At 63.9% G+C, this 20,921-nt stretch carries 9 protein-coding genes and 1 pseudogene; all 10 read left to right on the plus strand.

The genetic code is table 11. The annotated features are described in order from the left end of the window. Positions 1–156: 156 nt before the first annotated feature. Complete coding sequence (locus XcyCFBP4188_RS12825) at positions 157–1,128, plus strand: LysR family transcriptional regulator (protein WP_104592253.1); 972 nt, start codon at positions 157–159, stop codon at positions 1,126–1,128. A 263-nt stretch (positions 1,129–1,391) separates the two neighbouring features. After that, on the plus strand, positions 1,392–4,322 hold the full coding sequence (locus XcyCFBP4188_RS12830; RefSeq protein WP_043910828.1) for a TonB-dependent receptor: 2,931 nt from the start codon (positions 1,392–1,394) through the stop codon (positions 4,320–4,322). A gap of 338 nt (positions 4,323–4,660) precedes the next feature. Continuing rightward, entirely contained in the window at positions 4,661–7,402 is a 2,742-nt protein-coding gene (locus XcyCFBP4188_RS12835; RefSeq protein WP_104592254.1) for a TonB-dependent receptor, read from the plus strand. A 109-nt stretch (positions 7,403–7,511) separates the two neighbouring features. Further along, complete coding sequence (locus tag XcyCFBP4188_RS12840) at positions 7,512–9,779, plus strand: WD40/YVTN/BNR-like repeat-containing protein (RefSeq protein ID WP_104592255.1); 2,268 nt, start codon at positions 7,512–7,514, stop codon at positions 9,777–9,779. Between the two features lie 106 nt (positions 9,780–9,885). Further along, positions 9,886–11,802, plus strand: a complete 1,917-nt coding sequence (locus tag XcyCFBP4188_RS12845; protein WP_006452724.1) for a sialate O-acetylesterase — start codon at positions 9,886–9,888, stop codon at positions 11,800–11,802. Positions 11,803–11,885: 83 nt separating this feature from the next. Continuing rightward, positions 11,886–13,553, plus strand: coding sequence for a GH35 family beta-galactosidase GalD (gene galD / locus XcyCFBP4188_RS12850; protein ID WP_104592262.1), 1,668 nt, complete (start codon positions 11,886–11,888; stop codon positions 13,551–13,553). A 124-nt stretch (positions 13,554–13,677) separates the two neighbouring features. After that, the gene (locus XcyCFBP4188_RS12855) at positions 13,678–16,581 is read left to right on the plus strand and encodes a TIM-barrel domain-containing protein (protein WP_104592256.1); all 2,904 of its coding nucleotides are present in this window, start codon (positions 13,678–13,680) and stop codon (positions 16,579–16,581) included. A 91-nt stretch (positions 16,582–16,672) separates the two neighbouring features. Beyond that, on the plus strand, positions 16,673–19,054 hold the full coding sequence (locus tag XcyCFBP4188_RS12860) for a glycoside hydrolase family 95 protein (protein ID WP_043910839.1): 2,382 nt from the start codon (positions 16,673–16,675) through the stop codon (positions 19,052–19,054). Next, on the plus strand, positions 19,051–20,544 hold the full coding sequence (xylB, locus tag XcyCFBP4188_RS12865; RefSeq protein ID WP_104592258.1) for a xylulokinase: 1,494 nt from the start codon (positions 19,051–19,053) through the stop codon (positions 20,542–20,544). Before XcyCFBP4188_RS12860 ends, xylB begins: the two co-directional genes overlap by 4 nt. 48 nt (positions 20,545–20,592) lie before the next feature. Next, a pseudogene (locus XcyCFBP4188_RS12870) lies at positions 20,593–20,921 on the plus strand (xylose isomerase); the annotation flags it as partial.

Genomic DNA, 20,921 nt, shown 5'->3' on the forward strand with positions numbered 1-20,921 from the left:
CCTTGTGGAAGATGGGTCACGTCTGTTCTGGCCGCGCCCGGGAGGTCGGGGCTCCTGCTGCGGCGTTCGATAGCCTCGCGCGGGGAGATATGTGCTGCAAATGAAATTTTCGGCATATTCTATTCCTCCTACGAATACACCTTCGCGGCGACCTCCATGGCAAATTCCGGTACTCCCTGGTTCAACGCAGCCCGGCTGAAGACGCGCCAGCTGTTGCTGCTGCTGCATTTGCACGAACAGCGCTCGGTCCTGCGTGCGGCCGAGGCTGCCAGCATGACCCAGCCGGCGGCCTCCAAACTCCTGGCGGAAATGGAGGACATGCTGGGGGTGAAGTTGTTCGAGCGGCATGCGCGCGGGGTCGAGCCGACCTGGTACGGCCACGTGCTGATCCGGCGTGCGCGCGCGGCGATGTCGGAGATCGGGCGGGCGCAGGAAGAGATCGCTGCACTGCGTGCCGGGCGCATGGGCCAGGCCTCGATCGGTACGGTGGTCAATCCGGGGACCAACCTGGTGCCGCAGGCGATTGCCGAGGTCAAACGCGAGTTCCCGGACATCCTGGTGCGTGTGGAAATGGACTACAGCCGCCCCTTGGTGGCCAAGTTGCTGGATGGCCAGCTGGACATCGTGATCGGCCGCATCCTGGGGCCGGAGGGCGTGGGCGAGCTGGAGTTCGAGCCGCTGGCCGACGAGCCGCATTCGGTGATCGCACGTGCCGGCCACCCGCTGGCCAGTCGCGCCGGTCTGCAGCATGCCGATCTGGTGCGCTATGGCTGGATCCTGCCGCCGGCCGACAGCGTGCTGCGCGCGCGGCTGGATTCGATGTTCATGGAGCACGGCGTGCAGACACCGACCAATGCGATCGAGACCTCGTCCTTGCCGGTCACCTCGACGCTGCTGCGCGGTACCGACATGTTGACCGCCTTGCCGGTGGAATCGGTGGCGGCGCTGATCCAGGCCAAGCTGCTGACCGTGCTGCCGATCGAACTGGGGGTGCGGATGGAGTCGTTCGGCATCATCCGCCGGCGCGATTACATCCTGCCGCCGGGTGCCGAGCGCATTTTGCAGGCGCTACGCACCACCGCGCGCCGTTTGTATCTGGCTTTGCGCGGTCCGGAATCCCTTGGCTAAGCGGGCTCTGCCATTTCTATTCCGCCAGGGAATAGTGGTTCGTGATTTTTTCATTGGTTGACGCTAGATCACGCGCCTATATCTGTGAGCCAGATCGCACGCTGAAGCGCACGTGAAGTCGGGCAGGTGATCGGCGGCCAAGCCGCCATGCAGTGGGAGGGTGGACCAGCACGCTTGCGTGCGGATCCCACACGATCGTGCGGCCCGCTTGCGGTGCCGCGACAACCAGTCTTCAGTCGTCTTGCGTCCTGGGAGGGATTCGGATGTACACCTTTTCAAGCCATGCACCGGCAGGTACGGGCGTGCGCGCTCGCCGTACCTTGCGTTTGCCTCATTCCGCCATGGCCGTCAGCATTGCGTTGCTGCTCGCAGCGCCGGTTTATGCACAACAGGCGCAGACGTCCCAGAACGCTCCGCTCACCAATGCCGGCGGCAACGCCGTGGATCTGGATGCGGTGGAAGTGCGCGGTGTGCGCGCCAGCCTGATCAAGTCGCAGGTAATCAAGCGCGACGCCAGCCAGATCGTGGATTCGGTCAGCGCCGAAGACATCGGCGCCTTGCCCGATCGCAGCGTCACCGAAACCCTGCAGCGCGTCAGCGGCGTGACCATCGATCACTTTGCCGCGCGCAGCGACCCCGATCACTTCTCGGCCGAAGGCAGCGGGGTGATGATCCGCGGCCTGACCCAGGTGCGCGGCGAACTCAATGGGCGCGACATCTTCAGTGCCGCCAGCGGCCGCGGCCTGAGCTTCGAGGACGTGCCGGCCGAACTGATGGCCGGTGTGGACGTCTACAAGAATCCCTCGGCCGAAATCATCGAGGGCGGCCTGGGCGGCACGGTCAACCTGCGCACGCGCATGCCGTTCGACAATCCGGGCCGGATCGTCGGCGGCAATGTCGATTACAACTACGGTGACATGAGCAAGCAGTACAAGCCGTCGGCCTCGTTCCTGTTCAGCGATCGCTGGGACACCGGCATCGGCGAAATGGGCTTCATGATCGACGTTGCGCATTCGGAGCTGGCGACGCGCTCGGACGGCATCCAGGTCGAACCGTATGTGCGGCGTACCGATGAGGCCGTGCTGGCGGGCAGCGGGCGCAGCGAGGTCTTCGTGCCGGGCGGGGTGAACTGGCGTCAGCTGGATTTCGAGCGCAAGCGCGATGGCATTGCAGCCGCCTTCCAGTGGAAGCCCAGCGATGCCACCGAGATCTATGCGCAGTTCCTGCGTTCGCGCTACGAGATGAACTGGCAGGAGCGCGCGGCGTTCTTCAACGACAGCAATAACAGCATCACCCCGGCGCCGGGCACCACCTTCGACTACGACGATCGTGGCGGGTTTCTGCGGGGCTCGCCGGTGTCCAGCTCGTGGCGCGGGGTGCTCACCGGCGACGGCGTGCGCTTCAATACCGACAACCGCTATTCCGAACAGCGCACCACCACCACCGACATATCGGTGGGCTTCAGCCATTTCTTCAACGACAACCTGCAGATCAAGGGCGATATGCAGTTGGTGCAATCGGAGAACGAGCAGCTGGATTTCACCGTGTTCAGCGCGACCTATCTGCCCGGGCTGTCTTATGACGTGTCGGGCAAGTATCCCAGCGTGCAGATCGCCAACCCGGCCTTTACCCAGGATCCGTCCAATTACTTCTGGGCGGCGGCGATGGACCACCTGGGCAAGAATCGCGGGCGGCAGCTGTCCACGCGCGTGGATCTGGAATACACCTTCGATGACAGCAGCTGGCTGCGCTTTGCACGCTTCGGCATGCGTGCCACCGACCGCAACCAGATCAACAAGAATTCCGGCTACAACTGGGGCGTGATCTCCGACAACTGGGCAGCGATTCCAGGCACCAGCAATGGCCTGGCGAATATGTCGGAGTTCATGACCGACCAGTCGTCGCTGTTCACCTTCTCCAACTTCTTCCGTGGCGGGGTGAATGTGCCGACCACCTTGGTCGTGCCCAACAGCAGTCTGGTCAACAATTACGGCTCCGCCTCGCAGATGATCCAGCAGATCGTGGCGTTGCGCGGCTCTGGCTGGGCGCCGGACCGGTACCAGCCGCAGGACACCAATCGCCAGTTCGAACGTACGCAGGCCGCGTATGCGGCGCTGCACTTCGGCAACGACGAGGCCTGGGGCGTTCCGGTGGACGGCAACATCGGCATCCGCGTGGTGCAGACCAAGGCACAGGCCGAAGGCTTCGGCCAGTTCCAGAATCTGGCCGGTCTCAATGTGTCGCCGGAACTGCAGGCGCGCTACACCGGGCAGTACTTCGAGAACAACTCGCAGGGTAGCTACACCAATGTGTTGCCCAGCCTGAACCTGCGCCTGCGCTTCACCGATACCTTGCAGTGGCGATTTGCCGCGTCCAAGGCGATGGCGCGCCCTGACTACACTCAGATGCAGCCATACGTGTTGCTCAATGTGGAGACCAACGACGCCGGCCAGGCCACCGACTTCGTCGGCACCGCCGGCAACCCGAACCTCAAGCCGATGGTGGCCAACCAGTTCGACACCGCGCTGGAGTGGTACTTCGACACCAGCGACATGCTCTACGCCACGCTGTTCTACAAGAAGGTCAAGGATTACTTCGCCACCCAGACCCGCAGCGAGATCTACGACAACCGCGCATGGTTGGTCACGCGCCCCTACAACATGGACGAGGGCACCATTCGCGGCGCCGAGCTGGGCTACACCCAGTTCTTCGATCAGTTGCCGGGCTGGCTCAGCGGGTTCGGCGTCAATGCCAACTTCACTTTCGTCGACAGCAAGGGCGGTGCCAACACCGCGACCGATCCGTACCTGAGAACGACCGTAAGCGGCGTTGAATTGCCGTTGGAGGGATTGTCGCGACGCAGCTACAACCTGGCTGGCATTTACGAGAAGGGCCCGCTGTCGCTGCGCCTGGCCTACAACTGGCGCTCGCGCTATCTGCTGACCACCAGTGATACGTCTACCAAGCTGCCGACCTGGGCCGACGACTATGGTCAGCTGGACGGCTCGTTCTTCTATCGCTTCAACGACCACCTGCAGTTGGGCGTGCAGGCCAATAACCTGACCAATACGGTGACCAAGGTCTTGATGGGGCCGACCTCCTATGCGGACGGCGCAGTGGACCCGCGGTTGTATACGCGCTCTTCGTTCGTCAACGACCGGCGCTACTCGCTGGTGCTGCGCATGAACTGGTAAGCGAGGTCGGTCACGGATTCGGTCTGCGCCGGTTCGCAGAGTTGAGCCCGTTTCGCTGAATTCGGCAGGCTGGCCATGAACCTCCAGACCTGCCGGGTTTTTTCGTGTTGCTATGGTTTTTTGGAATAGTTCGTCAGGAATATTTCATTGGTGTGGCATGACGGCCGCGCCCTATGCTCCGGCCGCAGCCGCTAGGTAAGCCTTATCGGGATTACCACGCATCCAACCAGTCTAGGCCTTCGCCGTATGGGGATGCGGGCCAGCAACAACGACGGGCAGGGCGTTCGCGCACCCACCCGCTAAAAATTAGCAGTACATGCGTCCTGGGAGGGAGCACCATGTCAGTGCAACATCGCCACATTCCGGCAGGCCGGACTGTGGGTCAGCGTTCGATCCGTGATTTCCGCCGCTCCGTGATGGCCATCAGTGTGGCCACGCTGCTGAGCGCGCAGGCCTATGCGCAGGACGCGACCACCACTGCCGCTCCAGCGCAGGACCCGACCACCCAGCAGCTCGACACCGTGCAGGTCACCGGCACCCGCAGCAGCGTCACCAAGGCGCAGCTGGTCAAGCAGAACGCCGAGCAGATCGTCGATTCGATCGTTGCCGAAGATATCGGCAAGCTGCCCGACAACAACGTTGCCGAGGCGCTGCAGCGCATCTCCGGTATCCAGATCACGCGCAACTACGGCGAAGGCAGCTCGATCGCCATTCGCGGTCTAACCCAGGTGCGTACCGAACTCAATGGCCGTGACATCTTCACCGCCAACGACGGCCGTGGCCTGAGCTTCGAAGACGTCTCTGCCGAATTGCTCGGCGGCGTCAACGTCTACAAGAATCCCTCGGCCGACATGATCGAAGGTGGCCTGGGCGGCACGGTGGACCTGCGCACGCGTCTGCCGTTCGACTATGACGGCCGCAAGATCGCCGGCAGCGTCCAGTACAACTATTACGACCTGGCCGACGACGGCAAGCCGGCGTTCTCGGGCCTGTTCAGCGATCGCTGGCAGACCGGAATCGGCGAGATCGGCCTGCTGGTGAACTATTCCCAGCAGAAGAGCCCGTTCCGTCAGGACACCATCTCGATCGAGCCGTGGTGGGTGCAGGACAATTTGCCCGGTTACGAGGGGCAGGGTATTGCGGTTCCACGCGGCGCGGGCATCAACACCACAGTTGGCGAGCGCGAGCGTAAAACCGGCGCGTTTGCGATGCAGTGGCGTCCGAACGATTCGGTCGAGGTCTATACGCAGGTGCTGCGTTCGGAATACGACTTCAGCTGGCAGGATTACTCGTTCTTCGCACTGACCGGGCAGACGCCAATTCAAGGCTTGCCCGGCATCCAGGTCAACGACCGCAACGAGTTCGTCAACGGCTCGTTCCAGAATGTGCCGACCGAATCCAACACCAGCCTGACCGAACGTCATTCGGTGACCACCGATTACTCGCTGGGTGCCAAGTGGACGGTCAACGAAAAGCTGACCCTGAGCACGGACTTCCAGTATGTCGATGCCACCACCACCGGCACGCGCTATATCCTGTCTACCGGTCAGACCACCAGCCCGCAATTCAATGTCGATTTCCGCGGCGACTTGCCGCGCTTGTCGGTGACCGATGCCAGCGGCGCAGAAGGCTATCTGGCCGATGCCAACAACTACGACGGTTGGCGCTATCACCTGGACAACAAGGACGACAACAAGGGCACCGAGTTCGCCTGGCGTGCCGATATGGATCTGGCCTTCGACAGCGATTTCGTGCGCAGCTTCAAGGCAGGTGTGCGCTACACCGACCGCGATGCCGAGACCAAGGGCAACATCTATCGTTTTATGTGCCTTAATGCATGCATAGATAACCCGGCGGACAAGGTTCCATTCTCCCAGTTCCCGACGATTGGTCTGGTGACCAATCCAATCACCGATTTTTTCCGTGGTGAAAGCAGCACCTTTGGACGCACGTTGACGGCAGCCAATTCGGCAGTTGCCAACTACGAACAGACGCTTGCGACGTTCGGCGGTACGCCGCTGGTGTTCTCGCCCAACAACATCAATGCGCAGACCGAGAAGACCTATGCGGCCTACGGGGTATTGCGCTTCGGTGTGGACAGCGATTCGATTCCGTTCGACGGCAACATCGGCGTGCGCGTGGTGCGCACCGAAGTCGGCTCGACCGGCGTGCGTACCGCGACCGACGCCGAAGGCGGTGGCCTGATTCCGGTGGATGCGCAGCAGACCTACACCGACGTGCTGCCGAGCCTGAATCTGCGTTGGATGCTCAGCGATACGTTGCAGTGGCGTTTTGCGGCCTCGCGCGGTATTTCGCGCCCGACCTTCGATCGTCTCAATCCCAACCTGACCTTGAGCAACGGCACCTCCAACACGGGCACCGCAACGCGCACCGGCGCTGCCGGTAACCCGGAGCTGGAACCGGTCAAGGCCGACCAGTTCGATACCGCGCTGGAGTGGTACTTCGGTCAGGGTTCGATGATGTACGGCACCGTGTTCTACAAAAAGGTCGAAGGCTTCATCGCCAACGCCGTCTTCAACGAGGTGTACGACGGTCAGGTGTGGCAGATCACGCGTCCGGTCAACGGCGATGCAGGCAAGATCCGCGGTGCGGAACTGGGCTACACGCAGTTCTTCGACTTCCTGCCGGGCTGGCTGAGTGGCTTCGGCCTGCAGACCAACTACACCTATGTCGACAGCGAGGCGCCGAGCCCCACTGCCACCGACACCAACGGCCAGGCACTCACCGTGCCGCTGGAAGGGTTGTCCAAGAACAGCTACAACGCGATCCTCAGCTACGAAACGGCGCGCTTCCAGGGCCGTGTGGCCTACAACTGGCGCAGCGACTGGCTGGTGACCACCGCAGGCAACGGCACTGAAAATCTGCCGGTCTACAACAAGGGCTTCGGCCAGCTGGATGCCTCGCTGCGTTTCAACATCAATGATGTGTGGTCGATTTCGCTCGATGGCGTGAATCTGCTCGATACCCGGCGCGAAAGCTATCTGGGTTCCGAGTCGCGCTACCGCGACTTCGTGATCAACGATCGTCGGTATGGCCTGACCTTGCGGGCCAGCCTGTAGAACGTGCCGTAGGAAGTGCGTCTCCGGTCCGGCGAGCTGTGCAGGCAGCTCGTTGGACCGGTGTTTTTCCAGTCGATGGCAACCATCGACCGCAACGGGAGCCGGAGGAATGATCGTCATGATCGATCCGCCTACTGAGCGCCGTCGTCTTCGTACGCAATCGTGGCAGGCCCGTCTGTGGGTGTTGCTGCTGTTGGCGTCTGTCTTTGGGCTGCATGCCGCCGAGTCCGGCGCGCAGGGGCCTTACCAATGGCGCAGCGTTGCCATTGGCGGTGGCGGATTCGTCACCGGGGTGCTGTTTCATCCCGCAGAGCGCGATCTTGCGTATGCGCGCACCGATGTCGGTGGCGCCTACCGTTGGGATGCGCGTGCGCAGCAGTGGATCGCACTGACCGATTGGTTGGGAGCCGACGACTGGAATCTGATGGGGATCGACGCCTTCGCGGTCGATCCTGCCGACCCGAAGGCGCTGTATCTGGCCGCGGGCACCTATATGCACGAGCGCGCCGGCAATGCGGCGGTGCTGCGTTCGTTCGATCGCGGTCACAGCTTCGAGCGTGCCGAGTTGCCATTCAAACTGGGTGGCAACCAGCTGGGGCGTTCCAATGGCGAACGCCTGGCGGTGGACCCGCACGATGGCCGCGTGCTGTTGCTCGGGTCGCGCGATGCGGGCCTGTGGCGCAGCGCCGATCGCGGCGCGCATTGGGCGCGTGTGGAGGCGTTTCCTGCCGAGGCATTGGCGGGTGCCGTTGCGCGCAATCATGTCGGGCGCGAGCAGGCCGTCGGCATCGCGTTTGTGGTCTTCGACCCGGCAAGCGGCCGCGCCGGTGCGCCGACGCCGCGCATCTATGTCGGTGTGTCCACTGCGCAAACCAGTCTGTATGTGTCCGAAGATGAAGGTCGCAGCTGGTCGGCCGTGGCCGGGCAACCCAAGGGCTTGCGTCCCAGCCACATGGCCGGTGGCAGCGGTGGGCACTGGTATCTGAGCTACGGCGACCAGCCCGGTCCGGATCTGATGGCCGGTGGCGCGCTATGGAAATACACCCCGGCGCAGGCGCGCTCGAAGGCGGGTTGGAGCGAGATCAGCCCGATTGCGCAGCCTGCCAGTGGCGATGGTTTCGGCTGGGGCGCGGTAGCGGTGGATCCGCAACAGCCGCAGGTACTGCTGGCCAGTACGTTCCGCCGCCGCACACCGCGCGACGAGTTGTTTCGCAGCGTCGATGGCGGTCGCAGCTGGACGCCGTTGTTGGCCGCATCGCAGTTCGATCACAGCGCAGCGCCGTGGACCGCGCAGGCGACGCCGCACTGGATGGGTGCCTTGGCGATCGATCCGTTCGACAGTAACCACGCGCTGTTCGTCACCGGCTACGGCATCTGGGCCTCGCGCAATCTGCAGGAGTTCGCCAGGCAGCAGCGTCCATTGCAATGGTGGTTTCAGGATCGCGGGCTGGAAGAAACCGTGCCGCTGGATCTGCTCAGCCCGATGCAGGGCGCGCATCTGCTCAGCGCGCTGGGCGATATCGATGGCTTTCGGCATGACGATCTGGACCGCGCACAATTGCAGTACGCCGGACCACGCCTGACCAATGGCGAGAGCATCGATGCCGCCGGGCAGGCCGCGCAATGGGTGGTACGTAGCGGCACCGTGCGCGATCGCCGCAACAACGAAATTCGCGCGCTCTACTCGCGCGATGGCGGCGCGCAGTGGACGGCGTTTGCCAGCGAGCCGCCAGCGGGGCAGGGCGCCGGCAACATCGCCATTTCCGCCGACGCATCCCAGGTTGTGTGGGCGCCCGACAAAGGTGGCGTATGGCGCACGGCCGATTTCGGCAAGCAATGGCAGCGTGTGCAGGGGCTGCCCGACACTGCGGTGGCGGTAGCCGATCGCGTTGATGCGCGGCGCTGGTATGCAGTGGATACCGCGAGCGGGCGCTTGTTCGAGAGCCGCGATGGCGCAGCGAACTTTCGCGACACCGGTGCGCAGGTTGGCAGCCCGGCACGCGATGAGCGTGCGCGTCCGCAACTGCGCCCCGATCCGTGGCGTGCGGGTGTGGTGTATCTGGCCAGCCCCACGCTGGGCGTGATGCGCTGGCAGGACGGTCGTTTGCAGACCTTGTCCACGCCGGACCAGGCGCGTTCGTTGGGCATCGGCAAGGCGCTGCGCGAGGGTGCACCGCCGGCGCTGTATCTGGCCGGCCGTGTGGATGGCGTGGACGGTGTATTCCGATCCGACGACGAAGGCACGCACTGGTTGCGCATCAACGACGATGCGCACCGTTTCGGCAAGCCGTACAGCGTGACCGGCGATCCGCGCATCCCCGGGCGCGTGTACTTCGCTACTGGTGGGCGTGGCATTTTCTACGGCGATCCACGATGAGCGCTGCGTACCTGCGCGCGTCATTGTGCTGTCTTACTGTATGCGGCGGCGCGTGCTGTCGCTTTGTTGCGCGCCGAGTGGCTGCGCCGACTCTGGAGATCACTGCATGACCGCTTCTTTCATCCGTCGTGGCTGCCTGTTGGGCCTGGCGCTGATCAGCCCCGCCGCGTTGGCACAACCGACCCTGCCATTGTTGTTTGCCGATGGCGCGGTATTGCAGCGCGACCAGCCGATGCCGGTGTGGGGCTGGGCATCGCCGAATGCCGTCATCACGGTCAGCTTTGACGGCAAACGCACCACCGCCAAGGCCGACGCGAAAGGGCAGTGGAAGGTGAATTTGCCCGCGCATAAGGCCGGTGGCCCGTATGTGCTGAGTGTGCAGGGCGATGGAGGCGAGTTGCAGGTGCGGGATGTGCTGGTCGGCGATGTGTGGCTGGCCAGTGGTCAATCGAATATGGAGTGGCCCTTGGCGCAGGCCAGCGATGGTGCGCAGGCAGTGGCTGCTGCCAACGACCCGCAATTGCGCCACTTCAAGGTGCCCAAGTCGTGGTCGGTGCAGCCGGAAGCGCGCCTGACCGGCGGCGACTGGAAAGCGGCGACGCCGGAGAATGCCGGCGAGTTCACTGCAGTGGGATATTTCTTCGCCAAGGAGCTGCGTGCCAGCACCGGCGTGCCGATCGGCATCGTCAACAGCACCTGGGGTGGCAGTGCGATCGAAGCGTGGATGGAGGCGGCTTCGCTGGGGTTGAACGCCGACCAGAATCAGGGCGCGATCGAAGCGATCAAGCAACGCGATGCCACCGCGCAGGCCGCCACCGGCAAGCGCATCGCGCGCTGGCCCAAGGTGGACGGCGACATGCTGCAGTGGCGCGAACCGACGTTTGACGACAGCGACTGGGACAGCATCCCGACCACCCAGCAATGGGAACTCAGCGGCTATGACGGCATGGATGGTATCGCCTGGTATCGCACCACAATCACGCTGAGCGCTGCCGAGGCCAAGACCGGTATTGCGCTGGGTGTTGGTCAGATCGATGACTCCGATATCACCTATGTCAACGGCGCCCAGGTTGGCCAGACCACCAAGCAGTGGAACCTGCCGCGCGTCTACACCGTGCCGCCTTCTGCACTGCATGCAGGCGTCAACCACATCGCCGTGCGGGTGGAAGATCTCAGCGGTGGCGGCGGCATGCATGGTCCGGACGAGCAGCGCTTTGTGCAGACCACCGCCGGTGCCAGGCGCGCCTTGAGCGGCTGGAAATTCCGCCCTGCGGCCGTGCGCGTGTCGCTGGCCGACAACAAGAATCAGCTGCCCACGCTGCTGTACAACCAGATGATCCATCCGCTGCAGCCGTTCCCGGTCAAGGGCGTGATCTGGTATCAGGGCGAAACCAATGCCAGCGACACCGGTGCGGTGAAATATCGCGAGCAGTTCGCGGCGATGATCCAGCAATGGCGCGCCGAACGCGGTGCGAAACAGCTGCCGTTTCTATGGGTGCAGCTGGCCAACTTCAAGGCCGGTGGCGACAAGGGCGAACTGAGCCCGTGGGCGCTGTTGCGCGAGTCGCAATCCAAGACGCTGGCGCTGCCGGCGACCGGGCAGGCGGTGATCATCGATATCGGCAACCCCACCGATATCCATCCCACCAACAAGCGCGATGTCGGCCATCGTCTGGCGCTTGCGGCGCGGCATGTGGCTTATGGCGAAACGCTGGTGTACAGCGCGCCGGTGTTCAAGCGCGCGAGCTTCGCCGATGGCCAGGCGGTGCTGAGTTTCGATCTGCAAGGCAGTGCGTTGCAGGTGCGTGGCGGTGGCCAAGTGCAAGGCTTCCGTGTCGCCGGTGCCGACAAGCAGTTCCATCCAGCCACCGCGCAACTCGATGGCGATCGCGTGATCGTACGCAGCGATGCGGTGTCTGCACCGGTCGCCGTGCGCTACGGCTGGAGCGAAAACCCGGATGACGCCAACCTGGTCAATCGCGAACACCTTCCCGTTTCCCCCTTCCGCACCGATACCTGGTGACACGGAGTCTTATGTCCATGCATTCCCCCGTTACGCGTGCGATCGCTCCTTCCACTGCACGCCGTTGCCTGCGTCCGCTGCTGCTGTCCGCGCTGGCGCTGGCCTTGGCTGCGTGCCAATCCGGTGAGCAGGACAAGGCCAAACCTGCCGCGGTCGCACCGGCTGCCGGCACCGCAGCCACCGCGCCTGCCACCGCAGCGGCACCAGCTGCACAAACGCCAATGCCGCAGTTCGTCAGCAAGGACGGCAAGCATGCGTTGATGGTCGATGGTGCGCCGTTCCTGATCCTGGGCGCGCAGGTCAACAACTCCAGCAACTATCCCGGGGTGATGGACAAGGTGTGGCCTGCGATGCAGGTGCTGGGCCCCAACACCGTGCAGGTGCCGATCGCCTGGGAGCAGGTTGAGCCGGAAGAAGGCAAGTTCGATTTTTCCTTCGTCGACACGCTGCTCAACCAGGCGCGCGAGCACAAGGTGCGGCTGGTGCTGCTGTGGTTTGCGACCTGGAAGAACAACGGCCCGGCGTACGCGCCGCATTGGGTCAAGACCGACAACCAGCGCTTCCCGCGCGTGGTGACGCGCGAGGGCAAGGCGATCGGGTCGCTGTCGCCGCATGCGCAGGCCACGCTGGATGCAGACCGCAAGGCCTTTGTTGCCTTCATGCAGCATTTGAAGCAGGTCGATCCGCAGCACACCGTAATCATGATCCAGCCGGAAAACGAGCCGGGCACCTACGGCAGCGTGCGCGACTTCTCGCCGATGGCGCAGAAGCTGTTCGACGGCCCGGTGCCGGACGAACTGCTCAAGCGTTTGAACAAGCAGCCGGGCAGCTGGGCGCAGGTGTTCAGTGCCGATGCCGACGAGATCTTCCATGCCTGGTCGATCGGTCGCTACATTGATCAAGTGGCCGAAGCCGGCAAGGCTGAGTACCCGCTGCCGATGTACGTCAACGCCGCACTGCGTGGCCCGTTCAATCCCGGCCAGCCCGGTCAATACGCCAGCGGTGGTCCCACCGATAACGTGCTGGATGTGTGGAAGGCCGCCGGTCCGCATATCGACCTGCTGGCGCCGGACATCTACATGCCCGAATACCGCATGTACACCACGGTGTTGGAGCGCTACGCACGTCCGGATAACGCCTTGTTCGTTGCCGAAACCGGCAACCGCCCCGAGTACGCGCGTTATCTGTTCCCCACACTGGGCCACGACGGCATCGGCTGGTCGGCGTTCGGCATGGACTACACGCGTTATTCCAACTATCCGTTGGGCGCCAAGCACGTCAACGAAGAAACGCTGGCGCCGTTCGCGCTGGGTTTCGATCTGGTCAAACGCGGCATGCGTCCGTTCGCCAAGGCCGCCTCCGAAGGCAAACTCCACGGCACCGCAGAAGAACCCGGCCAGGCCGTGCAGGAGCTCAAGCTCAACGAGCGCTGGAGCGCCACCATCACCTATGGCGTGCCGCAGTTCTGGTTCAAGGGCGAGCCGCCGGGCAACCCTGAGCCGATTGGCGCGGCCTTGATCGCCGAGCTCGGCCCGGACGAATTCCTGGTCACCGGTTACCACGTGCGCGTGACCCTGCATCCGGCCAGCGAGGCGACCGCCAACATGCTCTACGACCGCGTCGAGGAAGGCGTGTACGACGGTAGCGACTGGAAGTTCGAGCGCAACTGGAACGGCGACCAGACCGATTACGGCGTCAATTTTTCCAGTGCGCCGCAGCTGCTGAAGATCAAGCTGGCGACTTACAAATAAACGCGGTTATCAGCGTTGCCGCGCAGCCCGATAACTGCGCAGCGCGCTGTCAGCCACGTTGAATTCAATGAACCCATGCGCTGCCGCCCCCGCGGCACCGCTTCGTAATTCCAAGGGAGTGAACATGCAAACCACCAACCGTTCCGCCGGCCATGCGCCTGCCACCCGACGTACACCGCTCGCGCACTGCCTGGCGTTGTCGCTGGCCCTGCTGGCCAATGCCGCGCATGCGCAGGAAGTGCGCAAGGCCGCCGATGGCGTCACCGTGGTGCCGAGCGCCAAGGGCGCCGCACCGGTGCGTCTGCAGGTGGTGGATGCCGGCATCATCCGCGTCAGTGCCGATCCGGATGGCGACTTCGCGCGCACGCCCAGCCTGATGCGCGTGCCGGTGCAGGGCGACAGCAAGTTCCAGCTCGCAGAGCAGGGCGACAGCGTGCAGCTGAAGACCGGCAAGGTCACCGCCACGGTGTCCACCGTCGATGGCCATGTCAGCTTCGCCGATGCCAACGGCAAGCCGGTGCTGTCGGAAGTGGCCGGCGGGCGTAGCTTTGCCCCGCTCAAGGTCGAAGGCAAGCAGTACCTGAGCGTGCGTCAGCGCTTCCAGTCGCCCGATGACGAAGCCTTGTACGGCTTTGGCCAGCATCAACAGGGCTGGATGAATCAGAAGGGCCGCAACGTCGAGTTGCAGCAGAACAATATCGATATGGCGGTGCCGTATCTGGTGTCCAGCCGCAACTACGGCCTGCTGTGGGACAACAACTCGATCAGCCGCCTGGGCGACCCGCGCGGCCTGCAGCCGCTGCCCAAGACGCTCAAGCTGTACGACGCCAAGGGCAAGGCCGGCGCATTGACCGCGCGCTATGCGATCAACGGCAAGCAGATTGTCGAGCGTCGCGAGAGCGAGGTGAACTACCAGTACCTCAGCGACCTGACCAAGTATCCGAAGAAGGCAACGACCAAGGACAAGGACAGCCGCATGCAGGTCACCTGGGAGGGCGAGATCGAAGCGCTCACCGGTGGCGAGCACACCTTCTCGCTGTATTCGAGCGAATACGCCAAGTTGTACGTGGACGGCAAGCTGATCATCGATCGCTGGCGCCAGAACTGGAACCCGTGGAATCACGAGTTCAAGCTCGCGCTGGAGCCAGGCACGCGCCACACCGTCAAGATCGAGTGGGACCTGATCGACCCCAGCTACATCGCGCTGCTGCACCGCGACCCGCTGCCGGCCACCGAAGCCAAGGACTTGTCGCTGTGGTCCGAAGCCGGGCAGATGATCGACTACTACTTCGTCTCCGCCGATTCCTACGATCAGGCGATTGCCGGCTATCGCGAACTCACCGGCAAGTCGGTGATGCTGCCCAAGTGGGCCTATGGCTTCTGGCAGAGCCGCGAGCGTTACAAGAGCCAGGATGAGCTGGTCGGCGTGCTGGCCGAATACCGCAAGCGCAAGCTGTCGCTGGACAACATCGTGCTGGATTGGTCGTACTGGCCGGAAAACGCCTGGGGTTCGCACGATTTCGATCCACAGCACTTCCCGGATCCGGATGGCATGGTCAAGTCCGTGCACGACATGCACGCGCAGATCATGATTTCGATCTGGCCCAAGTTCTATCCCACCACCGCCAACTACAAGGAACTGGACGCCGCCGGTTTCATGTACAAGCGCAATGTCGAAGTGGGTGAGCTGGACTGGATCGCCAAGGGCTACAAGAACTCGTTCTACGACCCGTATTCGGAAAAGGCGCAGGCGATCTACTGGCGTCAGGTCAACGAGAAGCTCAACAGCAAGGGCTTCGATGCATGGTGGATGGACGCCGACGAGCCGGACGTGCATTCCAACCTGGACATCGGCGAACGCAAGGCACGCACCACGCCGACCGCGTTGGGCCCGTCCACCGAGTTCTTCAATTCGTATCCGTTGCCGCACACCCACGGCGTGTACGTAGGCGACCGTGCGGCCGACGACAAGCGCGTGTTCATCCTGTCGCGCAAGGGCTATGCCGGCACCCAGCGCAATGCGGTGGCGGTGTGGAGCGGCGACATCGTCTCGCGCTGGGACGACATGCACGACCAGATTTCCGCGGGCGTCAACATGGCGCTGTCGGGCCTGCCCAACTGGACCTTCGACATCGGCGGTTTTGCGGTGGAGAAGCGCTACGAAAACCAGGACCCGGCGCATCTGCCTGAGTGGCGCGAGCTCAACACGCGCTGGTTCCAGTTCGGTGCGTTCGTGCCGATCTTCCGCTCGCACGGCCAGTTCCCGTACCGCGAAATCTGGAACATCGCCCCGGAAGGCACGCCGTTCTACGACAGCATGGCCTACTACAACCGCCTGCGTTACGCGTTGCTGCCGTACATCTACAGCCTGGCCGGCGACACCTATCAGCGCGACGGCGTGATCATGCGCGGCATGATGATGGACTTCCCGAACGACCCCAAGGTTCGCGACATCAACGACCAGTACCTGTTTGGGCCGGCGTTCCTGGTCGCTCCGGTGACCCGCTTCGGCGCCACCTCACGTCAGGTGTATCTGCCGGCCGGCAGCAGCTGGCTGGATTTTTCCACCGGCAAGCGCTACGAAGGTGGCCAGAGCATCGAAGCGGCCGCGCCGATCGAGCGCATGCCGTTGTTCGTGCGCGCCGGTTCCATCGTGCCGACCGGCCCGGTGCAGGAATACGTAGACCAGACGCCGGATGCACCGCTCACTGTGGTGGTCTACACCGGCGCCGACGGCCAGTTCTCGCTGTATGAGGACGACGGCAAGGGCTACGGCTACGAGAAGGGCGAGTTCAGCCGCATTCCGCTGAGCTGGAACCAGGCCAAGGGCGAGCTGAGCATCGGCAAGCGCGAAGGCAGCTGGACCGGCATGCAGGCCAAACGCACCATCAATGTGCGCTTCGTCGATGGCCCGCGCGAGGATACCGGTGCGCTCGAGCCCAAGACCGACGCCAGCATCCAGTACGACGGCAAGCCGGTCAGCGTGTTGCAGCGCAAGATTGCGTCCGGCAAAGCGCGTCGTCGATGATCGCAGGTCGTTGTCAGTCAGTGAGTGCGCAGATGCCGGATCGCCGCGAGGCTCGGGCGTGCAGGTCCGGTCATGCAGCACGGTGGTGCACGTGCTGACCCGCAGGGAAGTCTGCAAGGCAACCGGTGCCGCACTCGCGGTGCTGGGTGCTGCGCCGGCGGCGTCCGCTGTGGCTGCGCCGACGAAAGCAGCCGGCGAGCAATCGCTGCCTGCCGCCGCTGCGGGCGATGCCTTGCAGCTGTGGTATCGCGAACCGGCCAACGAATGGGTACAGGCCTTGCCGGTCGGCAACGGCCGGTTGGGCGCGATGGTGTGGGGCGGCATTGCCCACGAGCGCCTGCAACTCAACGAAGACACGCTGTACGCAGGCGGCCCGTACGATGCCACCAGCCCCGACGCGCTGGCGGCCTTGCCGCAGGTGCGCGCGCTGATTTTTGCCGGGCGCTATGCCGAAGCCGAAGCACTGGCCGACGCCAAAATGCTCTCGCGTCCGCTCAAGCAGATGCCGTATCAACCGCTGGGCGATCTGCTGCTGGATTTCGACCGTGCCGACGGCATCAGCGAGTATCGCCGTCAGCTCGATCTGGATACCGGCGTGGTCACCACCACCTTCCGTTCCGGCGGCGCTGTGCACAAGCGCGAAGTGTTCGTGTCGGCGCAATCGCAGTGCATCGTGGTGCGCCTGTCGTGCGATCGCCCCCGTGCGATTTCCTTGCGCGTGGGCATCGACAGCCCGCAGACCGGCGAGGTCACGGTGGAGCAGGGCGGCCTGCTGTTCAGCGGTCGCAACGGCAGCTTCGCCGGCATCGACGGCAAGCTGCGCTTTGCGTTGCGCGTGTTGCCGCAGATCAAGGGCGGCACGGTCAGCGATCTGCGTGACCGCTTGCGCATCGAGGGCGCCGATGAAGTGGTGCTGCTGCTCACTGCCGCCACCAGCTACCAACGCTTTGATGCCGTCGATGGCGATCCGCTCGCGCTGACCGCAGCAAGCTTGAAAAAAGCAGGCAAGCTGGACTACACCGCATTGCTGCGTGCGCATCTGGCCGATCATCAGCGGCTGTTCCGGCGCGTGGCGATCGACCTCGGCACCAGCGAAGCGGCGAAGCTGCCCACCGACGAACGCGTGCAGGCGTTTGCCAAGGGCAACGACCCGGCACTGGCGGCGTTGTATCACCAGTTCGGCCGGTACCTGTTGATCTGCAGCTCGCGGCCCGGTTCGCAGCCGGCCAATCTGCAGGGCATCTGGAACGACCTGATGCAGCCGCCGTGGGAAAGCAAGTACACCATCAACATCAACACCGAGATGAACTACTGGCCCAGCGAGGCCAACGCGCTGCACGAATGCGTCGAACCGCTGGAATCCATGTTGTTCGATCTGGCCAAAACCGGGGCGCACACCGCACGCGCGATGTACGACGCGCCCGGTTGGGTGGTGCACAACAACACCGACCTGTGGCGCCAGGCCGGGCCGATCGATGGCGCCAAGTGGAGCCTGTGGCCGATGGGCGGCGTGTGGCTGCTGCAACAGCTGTGGGACCGCTGGGATTACGGCCGCGACCGTGCCTACCTGGGCAAGATCTATCCCTTGTTCAAGGGCGCGGCGGAGTTTTTCGTCGCCACGTTGGTCAAGGACCCGCAGACCGGCGCGATGGTGACCAATCCCTCGATCTCGCCGGAAAACCAGCATCCGTTCAATGCTGCGCTGTGTGCCGGCCCCACCATGGACGCGCAACTGCTGCGCGATCTGTTCGCGCAATGCATCGCCATGAGCAAGCTGCTCAAGGTCGACGATGCCTTCGCACAACACCTGAGCACGCTGCGCGAGCAATTGCCGCCCAACCGTATCGGCAAGGCGGGGCAGCTGCAGGAATGGCAGCAGGACTGGGATATGCAGGCGCCGGAGATCCATCACCGCCACGTCTCGCATCTGTACGCCCTGCATCCCTCCAGCCAGATCAATCTGCGCGACACGCCCGAGCTTGCCGCTGCAGCCAAGCGCACGCTGGAAACACGAGGCGACAACACCACCGGCTGGGGCATCGGCTGGCGCCTGAATCTATGGGCACGTCTGACCGATGGAGAGCATGCGTATCGCATCCTGCAATTGCTGATTTCGCCCGAGCGCACCTACCCGAATCTGTTCGACGCGCATCCGCCATTCCAGATCGATGGCAACTTCGGCGGCACCGCCGGCATCACCGAGATGCTTTTACAAAGTTGGGGTGGCAGCGTGTTCTTGCTGCCCGCATTGCCCAGTGCCTGGCCGCGCGGCAGTGTGCGCGGCTTGCGCATCCGCGGCGGTGCCAGCGTGGACCTGGAATGGGACGGCGGTCGCCTGCAGCAGGCACGCGTACACAGCGACCGTGGCGGGCGCTATCAACTGTCTTACGCAGGGCAGACCCTGGACCTGGAACTGGGCGCCGGTCGCACCCAGCAGGTCGGCCTCAACAACAACCGATTGGTGACGCAATGAGCTTGTACATAGGACTGGATGTGGGCACGCAGAGCGTCAAGCTGGTGGCCTACGATCCGCAAGAGCGCGCCGTGGTGGCCACCATCGCCGCGCCCATGGAGCTGATCAGCCGCGACGACGGCACCCGCGAGCAACAGGCGCAGTGGTGGATCGACGGCATCGTGCATTGCTTCGCACAGCTCGATGGAGAGCTGCGTGCGCAGGTGCGCGGTATCTCCGTCTCCGGCCAGCAGCACGGCTTTGTGCCGGTGGCTGCCGATGGCAGCGTCACCGCACCGGTGAAGCTGTGGTGCGACACCAGCACCGCGCGGGAATGCGACGAGATCATGGACGCGGTGGGCGGCGTGGCCGGCAGTGTGGCCACCGCCGGCAATCCGATCATGGCCGGTTACACCGCCTCCAAGTTGCCGTGGACGCGCAAGCATCGCCCCGAGGCGTACGCCGCGATGACCACGGTGATGCTGCCGCACGATTACGTGAACTTCTGGCTCACCGGTGAGCGCTTCACCGAAGTCGGCGATGCCTCCGGCACCGGCTGGCTGGATGTGCGCACCCGCCAGTGGTCCGAGCGCATGCTCGGCGCGATGGATGCACAGCGCGATCTGCGCGCTGCATTGCCGCCGCTGGTGGAAACCGGCGCGGTGTATGCGTTGTCCGACGCAGCTGCAGAGGCGCTGAATCTGCCGGCCGGTGTACGTGTCACCACCGGTGGCGGCGACAACATGATGGCCGCGATCGGCACCGGCAACGTGGTGCCGGGTCGCCTGACCATGAGCCTGGGCACTTCCGGCACCTTGTTCGCGTATGCCGATCACCCGGTGGTGGACGACGACGCACGCTGGGCCGCGTTCTGCTCGTCCAGTGGCGGTTGGTTGCCGCTGATCTGCACGATGAACTGCACCGTCGCCACCGAGGCGGTGATGCAGATGTTCTCCATCACCCGCGAGCAGACCGAGGCGCTGATCGCCAGCACCACACCGGGCGCCGATGGTCTGGTGTTGCTGCCGTTCTTCAACGGCGAGCGCACCCCGAATCTGCCGTCCGCACGCGGCTGCCTGTTCGGCATGGAGCTGCACAACACCACGCCGGCACATTTCTATCGCGCCGCGATGGAAGGGGCGACCTACAGCCTGCGCAACGGCTTCGATGCCTTCGTTGCCGCGGGTCTGCAGTTCGACACCATCCTGCTCACCGGCGGCGGCAGCAAGAGCGCGCAGTGGCGGCAGATGGTGGCCGACATTTTCAATCTGCAGGTCGTGGTGCCGACCCAGCCCGAAGGGGCCGCATTCGGCGCTGCATTGCAGGCCCTGTGGGCGTGCGATCGCGACGACGGCGGCGCAGACGCCTTGTCGGATGTGGTGCTGGAGCATCTGCAGACCGACGAGGCGCTATCGGCGCGCCCGGATCCGCAGCGCGTGGCCCAGTATCAGCAGCATTACCAGAACTTCCTCAAGCACCTGCAGGTCGTCAGCCCGCTCTACGCCGGCTGATCGACAACACCCTTTACAACTCCCCCAGCAGCAAGGACATCTCACCCCATGAGCAACACCGTCTACATCGGCGCGAAAGAATATTTCCCCGGCATCGGCAAGATCGGCTTCGAAGGCCGCGATTCTGACAACCCGCTGGCGTTCAAGGTCTACGACGCCAACAAGCAGATCGGCGACAAGACCATGGCCGAGCATCTACGCTTTGCGGTGGCCTACTGGCACAGCTTCTGCGGCAACGGCGCCGATCCGTTCGGCCCGGGCACGCGTGCGTATCCGTGGGATGTGGGCGCTACCGCACTCAATCGTGCCGAAGCCAAGGCCGATGCCGCGTTCGAATTCTTCACCAAGCTCGGCGTGCCGTATTACTGCTTCCACGA

Origin of the sequence: Xanthomonas hortorum pv. cynarae, assembly GCF_002939985.1 — a bacterium.
Classification (GTDB): domain Bacteria; phylum Pseudomonadota; class Gammaproteobacteria; order Xanthomonadales; family Xanthomonadaceae; genus Xanthomonas; species Xanthomonas hortorum_D.